The following is a 10,553-nucleotide window of genomic DNA, read 5'->3' as shown; positions in this document are numbered from 1 at the left end:
CGTCGTGGTGGTCTTGCCCACCCCTCCCTTGCCGGATGTCACCACGATGACTTTGGCCATTGGTCCCCCTCGAACGTCGATTGCGAAGTCGCGGCCGGCGCGGCCGCTGCGTGTGTTTCTCTGGATGTTTTCTTGTCGCTCGCCCCGTCCGCGGATCGTTGCCACGGGGCCCCCAGGGCGGTGAATTCCGGTGGTGAGCTCAGTCGAGCGCGGCGGTGCGCATCGCGTCGCCGTCGAGCCAGACCTGCACGGCGCGGCCACGCAAGGAGGGGTCGATGTCGTCGGCGATCCGGTAGAGGCCGTCGATGGCGAGCAGCTCGGGCTCGAACTTGCGGCAGAAGATGCGCGCGCCCGGCGAGCCGGCGGCCCCCGCGATGGCACGGCCGCGCAGCGCCCCGTAGATGTGGATCGAGCCGCCGGCGATGACCTCGGCGCCGGAGGCGACCGACCCCATCACGGTCACGTCGCCTTCGGGAAAGAGGATCGTCTGGCCGGAGCGCACGGGGCTCTCCAGCATCAGCGACTTCGCCCCGGTCACCCGCTCGACCGGCGCGGCCGCCGGCGCCTCGCCGGGCATCGGCACGTCGCCGGAGGGCCGGCCGCCGTTGAGGGGCGGCGGCATGCCGGGCCCGAGCGAGCCCGCGCCGGCGCCCTCGATGCCCATGATGGGGATCTCGCGCGCGTTGAGGGCGGCCACCAGGTCGTGGAGCGCGTCCCGGCCCGGCGCCAGGGCGGTCACGTCGAGGATCACGGCGCGGCCGGCGAAGAACGCCGGAGAGCGTCTGGCAAGGGCGTCGAGATCGGCGAGCCAATCCTCGATCGGCGCCTCGGGGGCTAACACGACCGCCAGGAACGAGCGGCCACGGAAGCGGATCGGCGGGCGGGTTTGGGTCTGGCTGGTCACAGGTTTACGACTCGTTACCAGCCCATCAGGCGCGCCCGATGGTTAGCGAATGGTTAACGATCGTAACGAAGTCTTCACCTTTGCGACGCCGCGGAGGCGAGCGTGCCCTCGATGTGCCGCACGAGGCCGGGTTCGAGCCGGAGGCTGCGGGCGAGGTGGTCGAGGTAGGCGCGCTCCTGGTGGGTGTCGACGGTGATCGCCATCAGGGAAGCGGCGTAGAGCTCGGTCGCCTGCTCGGGCGAGCGGGCGAGGCGCGCCACCGCCTCCACGTCGACGGGCGCGCGCAAGGTATCCATCAGGAAGGCCTTGTCGTCGGAATCGAGGGCGTGGCGGTCCATCTCGCCGAAGATGCGTCCCTGCTCGTCGGCGTCGATATGGCCGTCGGCCTTGGCGGCGGTGATCATCGCGATCAGGAGCGCCCGGGCGCGGTCCTGCTCGTCGGCCGCCGAGGCGGGGGCGAATCGCGTGCCTCCGAGCATCGCCGCCGCCTCGTCGGGCGAGGGGATGAAGCCCGCCCGGGCCGGCGCGGGCTGGCCCCGCTCCTGGTTCGCCTGCCAGTTCCGGTAGGCCTGGTAGGCGAGGGTGGCGACGAGGGCGAGGCCGCCGGCCCGGCCGGCGCCGCCTCCGGGCATCCCGCCCGGCATGCCGAAACCGCCGCCGCGCCGCCCGCCGAGGACCAGCGAGGCGAGGCCGCCGAGGATCGCCGCCTTGCCGCCGCCGCCGAGGGAGCGGGCGACCTGCTCGAGCGGGGAGGGCGCGTGGCCGTACGGCGCCTGCTGGCCGCCATAGGATCCGCCGAAGGGTCCGCCACCATGCGATCCGCCCGGATGGCCGCCCCGGCCCGGGCCGCCGAGGAACTGGTCGAGCAGGCGCTTGGCATCGAACATCGGGGGCTCCCTCCGGCACGAGCCGACGAGATGGGGCGTCCCGGCGCTCCCGGAAAGGGCGGGTCCGCCGCGCCCGCTCCGGCGGCGAAGCGTGGCCCGGATCAGGGCGCCTCCGGCTCGATCGCGCCGGCCTGACGCCCCGCGGGCGGGTCCGGCTCCCCGCCCGGCCGCGCCATCCGGCCGAAGACCGGCTCCCGCGGCGCGAAGGCGTAGATCGCCGTCGCGGCCAGCAGCGCGACGCCGTAGGCCAGGAACAGGCGCCCGTAGACCGCGTCGGGCGCGAGCCCGGACGTCCCGAGGACGAACAGGGCCGACAGGCCCTGCAACGCCGCCGCCCCGCCCATGAAGACGATGTTCATGAAGGCGACGCCGCGCCCGAGCAGGCGGGCGGGGAAGAAGAGCCGGGCATGGGCCATCAGGATGCCGTAGCTCAGGCCCGCCGCGCCGACGACCGCCAGCAGCGCCACCGCGAGCGCGGTCGAGCCCCCGCCGAACAGCCCGAGCCCGGCGAGCGCCAGCCCGGTGACGAGGCAGCCCGCGAGCGCCGTGCGCTTCGGGTCGCGCACCAGCCGCTCCAGCGGCCCGTACCCGATCGCACCCGCCGCCATCGCGGCGCTCATCGCCAGGGTTCCGTTGCCGCGCTGGAGCGGGTCGAGGCCGTGAACGCTGCCGAGATAGGCCCCGACCCAGAGCGAGCGGGTGGCGATCACGACGGCGTAGCTCACGAACACGACCGGGAAGACCGGCCACAGCGCCCGCATCCGGGCGACCTCGGAAAAGCCGCGCCAGACCGAGGCCCCGACTGCGTTCCCGGACGGGTTCCTGGGCGACGTCTTGAGCGACATCTTGGCCGATGTCTTGGCCGACGCCTCGGGCGGATCGGCGAGGCGCGGCGGGTCCTCGATCAGCCACAGGACCAGCCCGGCCGCCGCCAGGGTGACGAGGGCGAGGCCGGCGAGGATCGGACGCCAGCCGAGGGCGTGGCTCGCGAGCGCCAGCGGCGTCGAGCCGAGGAGATCGCCCGACGTGCCGAGCCCGATCATCAGCGAGGACAGCATGGCGAAGCGCTCAGGCGGGTAGGCTCGCCCGAACAGGTAGAGCGCGCCCATCAGGGCCGGCGCGCAGCCGAGCCCGATCAGCGCCATCGCGGCGGCGGCGCCCGGAAACCCCCGCGCCAGCCCGAGGCACGCCGCCCCGAGCGCGGCGACGACGAGGAAGCCCGCCACGGTGCGCCGCGGCCCGACCCGGTCGAGGAGGAGGCCGGTCGGGACCTGCCCGGCCGCGAAGGCCAGGAACCAGCCCGCCGAGAGCAGCGCCAGGTCGGAGGATGCGAGGCCGAGGTCGGGCCCGAGATCGGGCGCGACCATCGCCAGGAAGCCGCGGTCGAACTGGCTGATCGTGTAGGCGAGCAGCAGGACCAGGAACGCCGTCATGGTCCGCGCGACCCCGTTCCTTACTTGATGCGCTCGAGCACGCTGACGTAGTTCGCCACCGCGACGCCGCCCATGTTGAACACGCCGGCGAGCGTCGCCTCGGGGATCTGCATGCCGCCGGCCTCGCCGCAGAGCTGCATCGCCGAGAGCGCGTGCATCGACACGCCGGTGGCGCCGATCGGGTGGCCCTTGGCCTTCAGCCCGCCGGAGGGGTTCACCGGCAGCTTGCCCTCCTTGGTGGTCCAGCCCTCGCGGATCGCGTCGGCGCCGCGGCCCTCCCTGGTCAGCCCCATCGCCTCGTACTCGATGAGCTCGGCGACCGTGAAGCAGTCGTGGGTCTCGACGAGGGACAGGTCGTCGAGGGTGATGCCGGCTTGGGCCAGGGCCCGGGACCACGCGGTGGCGGCGCCCTCGAACTTCAGCACGTCGCGCTTCGACATCGGCAGGAAGTCCTGCGCGTGCGCCGTGGCCCGGAAGGCGACGGCGCGGCGCATCCGGAGCGCCGTCTCGGTGTCGGCGAGCACGACCGCGGCGGCGCCGTCCGAGACCAGCGAGCAGTCGGTGCGCTTGAGCGGGCCGGCGACGAAGGGGTTCTTCTCCGACTCGGTGCGGCAGAATTCGAAGCCGAGGTCCTTGCGCATCTGCGCGTAGGGGTTCTGGACGCCGTTATGGTGGTTCTTGGCGGCGATCATCGCCAGCGCGTCGGACTGGTCGCCGTGGCGCTGGAAATAGGCGCCGGCGATGTTGCCGAACACGCCGGCGAAGCCCGCCGGGTTGTCGCCGTCCTCCGGCAGGTAGGAGGCCTTGAGCAGGGTGCGGCCGATCTCGGGGCCGGGCGTGCGGGTCATCTGCTCGACGCCGACCACCAGCACCACCCGGGCGCGCTTGGCCTCGATGGTCTTGATGCCCTGGTGCACCGCGGCCGAGCCGGTGGCGCAGGCATTCTCGACCCGGGTCGCCGGCTTGAACCGGAACCCGTCATCGGCCTGGAGCACCAGCGAAGCGGTGAAGTCCTGCGGGGTGAAGCCGGCGTTGTAGTGGCCGAGCACGATCTCGTCGACGTCCTGCGGGCCGATCCCGGCATGGGCCATCGCCTCGTTGGCGACGCGGACGATCAGGCTCTCGACGGTCTCGGCGTCGTGCTTGCCGAAGGGCGTGTGGCTCCAGCCGACGATGCAGGCGGTCATCGTTCTCTCCTCCCATGTTTGCGGCGCACTCTGCGCAACGGGAGGTCGTCTCGCAAGCGCGGTTCACGCATCCTCGGCGCGGAAGCGCGCATAGCCGGCCGCCCGCAGCGAGCAGGCCGGGCAGGTGCCGCAGCCGTGGCCCCATTCGTGCATCGCGCCGCGCTCGCCGAGATAGCAGGTATGGCTCTCGCGCACGATCAGGTCGACCAGCGCCTCGCCGCCGAGGTCGCGGGCGAGCCGCCAGGTCTCGGCCTTGTCGATCCACATCAGCGGCGTGTGCAGCACGAAGCGGCGCTCCATGCCGAGGTTCAGCGCCACTTGCAGCGCCTTGATCGTGTCGTCGCGGCAATCGGGATAGCCGGAGAAGTCGGTCTCGCACATCCCGCCGACGATGTGGCGCAGGCCGCGCCGGTAGGCCAAGGCCGCCGCGAAGGTCAGGAAGACGAGGTTGCGGCCCGGCACGAAGGTGTTGGGCAGCCCGCCTTCCTCCATGGCGATGGCGGTCTCCCGGGTCAGGGCGGTCTCGGAGACCGCGCCGAGGGCGTCGAGGGAGAGGGTGTGGTCCTCGCCCAGGCGCCCGGCGAAGGCCGGCACGATCCGCGTCAGCTCGGCCCGCAGGGTGTCGCGGCACGCGAGCTCGATCCGGTGACGCTGGCCGTAATCGAAGCCGAGGGTCTCGACATGGGCGAAGCGGTCGAGCGCCCAGGCGAGGCAGGTGGCGGAATCCTGCCCGCCGGAGAACAACACCAGGGCGCCGTCGGGGGACGTCATGCGGGCTCCAGTCATACGGGCCTATGCGAAAGGGGCGGCCCCGCTGCCGGAGCCGCCCCCTTATAAGCCCGAGGCGCGGGCGCGGCCTACCCGGTCGCGCTCACGCGCCTTGCCTTCACTGCCCCTGCGCTACTGTCCCTGGGCCTGGCTCGCCTTCTTGTTGGCGTTGTGGTGCCCCACCGCGCAGCCGGCCGCCGCGCCGGCCTTGCCGTGGCCCGCCATCTTGCCGGCGAGCCCGCCGACGATGGCGCCCTTGATGCAGCCCTTCGCCTCGGCCTGATGCGGGATCGCCACGGCCGAGACAGCGAGCAGGCCGGCGGCGAGGAGGGAAGCGGAACGGATCATGGTGATCTCCCGGGTCTGTGTGGGAACCTCAACCATTGAGCGGGCAGAGTGTTCCGGCCCCCGGCGCCACCCGGCATTGACGATCCGGCCGCGCGCGTCTATAGACCGCGGCTCGCGGACCTGCGGGCTTTCGCCCGGCGGGTTGCCCGTGCTTCCATGCCCTGACACGCGACGCCACGATCCCGCCGGGATCGCTCGGGCCTCGCTTTTTTGAATGAGGAACGCCGATGGCCAACACCGTGTCGGCCAAGAAGATGACCCGCAAGATTGCCAAGCGTACGGCAGTCAACCGCTCGCGCCGCAGCCGCATGCGCACCTTCATCCGCAAGGTCGAGGAGGCGATCGAGGCCGGCGATCACGGCAACGCCCTGACCGCCCTGCGCAGCGCCGAGCCGGAGATCATGCGCGCGTCCCAGAAGGGGATCGTGCACAAGAACACCGCCTCGCGGAAGGTCTCGCGCCTCGCCGCCCGCGTGAAGGGCCTGCAGGCCGCCCAGGCGTAACGCCTGCGGCACGGCTCCGGCGCGCCTGCGGGCGCCCCCGGGCCCAGGTCACGAGAGGAAATGGCCCGGCCGTGTGCCGGGCTTTTTCGTGTGGGCAAAGGTCTTTTGCCAATGTGGGTTGTGCCGCGGCCGGCCGCGAACTAACGTTGCGGCAGGCAGCCAGCACGAAGGCCCTTACTCCATGGTCACGCGCGTCGCTACCGTCGCCTTCGAGGGAATCGAGGCGCGCGCCGTCGACGTGCAGGTGCAGATCACGCCCGGCGCCGTCGCCTTCACGCTGGTCGGGCTGCCCGACAAGGCGGTGGCCGAATCGCGCGAGCGGGTGCGCTCGGCGCTGATCGCCTCCGGCCTGGCGCTGCCGGCCAAGCGCATCACCGTCAACCTCGCCCCCGCCGACCTGCCCAAGGAAGGCTCGCACTACGACCTGCCGATCGCGCTCGGCATGATGTGCGCCATCGGCGCCCTGCCGGCGGACGCGCTCGCGGGCTACTGCGTGCTCGGCGAGCTCGCCCTCGACGGCAGCCTCACGGCGGTTGCCGGGGTTCTGCCGGCGGCCATGGCGGCGAATGCCCGGGGCCTGGGGCTGATCTGCCCGGCGGCGAGCGGCCCGGAAGCCGCCTGGGCCGCCGGCGACATGGACGTGCTGGCGCCGCGCTCGCTGATCCAGCTCGCCAACCACTTCAAGGGTACCCAGGTGATGGCCCGCCCGGTGCCGGCGGTGGCCGCCCCCGCCGGCGTGCTGGCGGACCTGCGCGAGATCAAGGGCCAGGAGGGCGCCAAGCGCGCGCTCGAGATCGCGGCGGCCGGCGCCCACAACCTGCTGATGAACGGCCCGCCCGGCGCCGGCAAGTCGATGCTCGCCGCCCGGCTGCCCTCGATCCTGCCGCCGCTGGGCCCGCGCGAATTGCTCGAGGTCTCGATGATCCAGTCGGTGGCCGGCACGCTCAAGGACGGCGCGCTGTCGAACCGCCGGCCGTTCCGGGCGCCGCACCACTCGGCCTCGATGGCCGCGCTCGTCGGCGGCGGCATCGGCGCCCGGCCCGGCGAGGTCTCGCTCGCCCATGGCGGCGTGCTGTTCCTCGACGAGTTGCCCGAGTTCAACGGCCAGGTGCTCGATTCCCTGCGCCAGCCGCTGGAGACCGGCACCGTGATGATCGCCCGGGCCAACCACCGGGTGACCTACCCGGCCCGGTTCCAGCTGGTGGCGGCGATGAACCCGTGCCGCTGCGGCCAGGCGACGGAGCCCGGCTTCGCCTGCCGGCGCGGGCCCAACGATCGCTGCGTCGCCCAGTACCAGGCCCGGCTCTCCGGCCCGCTACTCGACCGCATCGACCTGCAGATCGAGGTGCCGGCGGTCACCGCCGCCGACCTGATCCTGCCGCCGCCGGAGGAGGGCTCGGCGGAAGCCGCGGCCCGGGTCGCGGCGGCGCGCAGCCGGCAGGAGCGGCGCTACGCGGAAGCCGGCCAGCCGCCGGGCACCACCAACGCCTCCTGCCCGGCGACGCTGATCGAGGAGGCGGCGCGGCCGGACGCCGAGGGCATGGCGCTGATCCGCGACGCGGCCGACGCCATGCGGCTCTCCGCCCGCGGCTTCCACCGGGTGCTGCGGGTCGCCCGCACGCTGGCCGACCTCGATGGCGAGGCGCGGGTGCGCCGGCTCCACCTTGCCGAGGCCCTGTCCTACCGCAGCCGGTCCGACCGGCGCCCGGCCGCGGCCTGACCGGGTGAACCGATCGTAAACGCCATCCGGCAAATCCTCGCGATCGCCCGCATGGTCCGCTAAGCCCCTTTCCCCACTCATCTTTCAACTCCGTCCGGCACTCTCCCGACGGAATCGTGGAGGATGCGGGATGGTGTGGCTCTGCGCGGCGATCGGCGGCTTCTGCGCCCTTGCCTGGCTGGTTCTGCGCTGGAACGGCGACCGGCGGACCCGGCAGCGCCGCGAAGGCGAGGTCGAGCGCCTGCACGACCTCGTCTGGCGCACCTCGGAGAGCGAGGAGCGCTACCGCAGCCTGGTCGAGGCGCAGATCGAGCTGGTGGTGCAGCGCGACGCGGAAGGCCGCATCACCTTCGCCAATCGCGGCTTCGCCGACCTGCTCGGCACGACGCCCGAGGCGCTGCTCGGCACCACGCGGGAGGTGGACGTGGTCGAGAGCGGCGAGATGCGCCAGCGGCCCGACGGGGCCCGCCTCGTCGATCTCGCGATCATGCCGGCCGGCGGCGTCCCTTTGCGCTGGTTCGCCTTCGTCGAGACCGTGACGGTCGGGCGCGACGGTCGGGCCGAGGTGCTGCGGGCGGGCCGGGACGTCACCGAGCGGGTCGAGGCCGCCCGCTCCCTCGAGGAGGCCCGCAGCCGCGCCGAGGCCGCCAGCGTGGCGAAGTCGCGCTTCCTCGCCAGCGTCAGCCACGAGTTCCGCACGCCGCTCAACGGCATCATGGGCATGGCCGACCTAATGCTCGACACGCCCCTGAGCCCGGAGCAGCGCACCTATGCCGAGGCGGTGAAGACCTCCGGCGAGGCGCTGCTCTCGCTCATCGACGGCATCCTCGACTTCTCCAAGATCGAGGCCGGGCGCCTCGACCTCGCGGCCGAGCCGTTCGATCCGGCGGCGCTCGTCGAGAGCGTGGTCGAGCTGCTGGCCCCGCGCGCCCAGGACAAGGGCCTGGAGATCGCCGCCGACATCGAGGCGCTGCCCGCCCAAATTGTCGGCGATCCCGACCGGGTGCGCCAGATCCTGATCAACCTCGCCGGCAACGCGGTGAAGTTCACGGAATCCGGCGGCGTCGGCGTCACGGCGTCGTGGGAGGCCGAGGCGCTGGTCCTCGCCGTCCACGATACCGGTCCGGGCATCCCCGAGGACCGCCTGCCGATGCTGTTCCAGGAATTCGAGCAGGGCGATGCCAGCGCCAGCCGGCGGCACGAGGGAACCGGCCTCGGCCTGGCGATCACCAAGCGCCTCGTCGACCGCATGGGCGGCCGGCTCGACGTGACGGCGCGGCCGGGGCAGGGGAGCTGCTTCCGGGTCTGCCTGCCCCTGCGCCCGGTTCCGGGCGGAGTCCGGCCGACGATGCCGGGCCTTGCCGGCAAGCGGGTCCTCGTCGTCGCCGCCGCGGCCTTCGAGGCGCCCTACATCGCGCGTCGCGTCGGGCGGGCCGGCGCCGAAGCGGTGGCGGTCGAGACCGCGGCGGAAGCCGTCGCCGCCCTGTCGGAGGCGCGGTTCGAGGCGGTGATCGCCGACCGCGCCCTCGGCGACGCCGCCGTGCGCGGCATCGCCGCCGCGGCCCGGCAGGCCGGCGTGAGCCGCAGCATCGTGCTGCTGTCGCCGTTCGACCGGCGCGATTTCGGCTCGCCGGCCGCGGCGGGATTCGACCGCTACTTGATCAAGCCGGTGCGGCTGACCTCGCTGCTCGCGCGCCTCGCCGAGCCGGCTCCGCCGCCGACCTGCGTCCTGAGCACCCAGGAGGGCGTCCTGCGCCCCGCGCACCGGCGGCCCCGGGTGCTGCTGGCCGAGGACAATCCGATCAACGCGCTCCTCGCCACCAAGGCCCTGGAGCGTCTCGGTGCCGTCGTGCTGTGGGCCCGGGACGGCGCCGAGGCGGTGGCGCGGCTGCAGGAGGCGTCCACATCGTCGACCCCGTTCGATCTCGCGCTGTTCGATATCCGCATGCCGATCCTCGACGGTCTCGAGGCCGCGCGGCGCCTGCGCGCCGACGAGGCGGAGAAGCGCCTGCCGCGTCTGCGTCTCGTGGCGCTCAGCGCCAACGTCCAGGCCGAGGACGAGGCCGCCGCCTTCGATGCCGGCTTCGACGGCTTCCTGTCGAAGCCCCTCGATCTCAAGGCGCTGCCGCCGCTGCTCGACGCGCGGGCCGCCTGACGGAGTCGGGTACCGTCTTCGACGAGGCTCCCCCTTCTGCCCCGAAGGCGGGGCACGTGTCCGGGGCGTCGGCGCGCTTTCGGACCGAGCCTCGGCGGACGCGGGATGGCCCTGTCCAATTGCCAGCCCCGCTGGCCTCGGGACGCGGTGGCGAATGCAAGAGGCGAGGGGGCCGGAACGCGAAGAAGCCCGCCGGGCGCTGGGCCTGGCGGGCTTCTTCGATCGAAGTCGTGAGGAGGGAATGTGTGACGTGCTTGGCAGGTCTGGCGGTGACCGACTCTCCCGTGTCTTGAGACACAGTACCATAGGCGCTGGGGCGGTTAACGGCCGAGTTCGAGATGGGATCGGGTTCTGATCACCCCGCTCAGACCACCAGACCGGCCAAGCACGTCGCGTTCGGGCAAGCATGGTGACCGGCAGCCGCTGGGGCCGCCCGTCGTGTCGTCATCGTGTGTGGTGTGGTGTGGTGTGTGATCCGGACACGGATCATGAGAGCGATCAAGCCGATCGAGCGATTAGTACTGGTCAGCTCAGCGCGTTACCGCGCTTGCACATCCAGCCTATCCACGTGGTCGTCTTCCACGGCTCTCGAGGGAGTTCTCGTTTCAAGGGGGGTTTCCCGCTTAGATGCCTTCAGCGGTTATCCCG

9 protein-coding genes and 2 rRNA genes are annotated in these 10,553 nt (G+C 72.7%); 3 read left to right on the top strand and 8 right to left on the bottom strand.

Translation table 11 applies throughout. The features are described from left to right. Positions 1–199: 199 nt before the first annotated feature. From minC to A5481_RS27935, 6 genes are all read right to left on the bottom strand, one after another. Positions 200–904 carry a septum site-determining protein MinC gene (minC, locus tag A5481_RS27960; RefSeq protein ID WP_064504445.1) on the bottom strand — a complete coding sequence of 235 codons (705 nt, stop codon included), beginning with the start codon at positions 902–904 and terminating at the stop codon, positions 200–202. A 74-nt stretch (positions 905–978) separates the two neighbouring features. Next, the gene (locus tag A5481_RS27955) at positions 979–1,791 is read right to left on the bottom strand and encodes a tellurite resistance TerB family protein (protein ID WP_064504444.1); all 813 of its coding nucleotides are present in this window, start codon (positions 1,789–1,791) and stop codon (positions 979–981) included. A gap of 101 nt (positions 1,792–1,892) precedes the next feature. After that, positions 1,893–3,224 carry an MFS transporter gene (locus A5481_RS27950; RefSeq protein WP_082984967.1) on the bottom strand — a complete coding sequence of 444 codons (1,332 nt, stop codon included), beginning with the start codon at positions 3,222–3,224 and terminating at the stop codon, positions 1,893–1,895. Positions 3,225–3,244: 20 nt separating this feature from the next. Beyond that, positions 3,245–4,411 (bottom strand): acetyl-CoA acetyltransferase, encoded by a 1,167-nt coding sequence (locus A5481_RS27945; RefSeq protein WP_064504443.1) that lies wholly within the window; start codon positions 4,409–4,411, stop codon positions 3,245–3,247. A 63-nt stretch (positions 4,412–4,474) separates the two neighbouring features. Continuing rightward, on the bottom strand, positions 4,475–5,182 hold the full coding sequence (queC, locus tag A5481_RS27940; protein ID WP_064504442.1) for a 7-cyano-7-deazaguanine synthase QueC: 708 nt from the start codon (positions 5,180–5,182) through the stop codon (positions 4,475–4,477). 129 nt (positions 5,183–5,311) lie between these two features. After that, the gene (locus A5481_RS27935; protein ID WP_064504441.1) at positions 5,312–5,527 is read right to left on the bottom strand and encodes a hypothetical protein; all 216 of its coding nucleotides are present in this window, start codon (positions 5,525–5,527) and stop codon (positions 5,312–5,314) included. 227 nt (positions 5,528–5,754) lie between these two features. Here A5481_RS27935 and rpsT point away from each other — a divergent pair, with 227 nt between their 5' ends. The 3 genes from rpsT (at position 5,755) to A5481_RS27920 (ending at position 9,905) form a co-directional block, all read left to right on the top strand. Then, complete coding sequence (rpsT, locus tag A5481_RS27930; RefSeq protein WP_048452139.1) at positions 5,755–6,030, top strand: 30S ribosomal protein S20; 276 nt, start codon at positions 5,755–5,757, stop codon at positions 6,028–6,030. A 181-nt stretch (positions 6,031–6,211) separates the two neighbouring features. Then, the gene (locus A5481_RS27925; protein WP_064504440.1) at positions 6,212–7,750 is read left to right on the top strand and encodes a YifB family Mg chelatase-like AAA ATPase; all 1,539 of its coding nucleotides are present in this window, start codon (positions 6,212–6,214) and stop codon (positions 7,748–7,750) included. A 130-nt stretch (positions 7,751–7,880) separates the two neighbouring features. Further along, positions 7,881–9,905: an ATP-binding protein gene (locus A5481_RS27920; RefSeq protein WP_082984966.1), complete on the top strand. Its 2,025-nt coding sequence runs from the start codon at positions 7,881–7,883 to the stop codon at positions 9,903–9,905. A gap of 261 nt (positions 9,906–10,166) precedes the next feature. On the opposite strand, the gene rrf is transcribed toward A5481_RS27920, so the two are convergent. Together rrf and A5481_RS27910 are read right to left on the bottom strand one after the other, a co-directional pair. After that, a 5S ribosomal RNA gene (rrf, locus tag A5481_RS27915) occupies positions 10,167–10,282 on the bottom strand. A gap of 117 nt (positions 10,283–10,399) precedes the next feature. Further along, positions 10,400–10,553: ribosomal RNA gene (locus tag A5481_RS27910) — 23S ribosomal RNA — on the bottom strand; the annotation flags it as partial.

Source organism: Methylobacterium platani (assembly GCF_001653715.1).
Classification (GTDB): Bacteria; Pseudomonadota; Alphaproteobacteria; order Rhizobiales; family Beijerinckiaceae; genus Methylobacterium; species Methylobacterium platani.
This window is presented reverse-complemented; position numbering and strand designations above follow the sequence as displayed.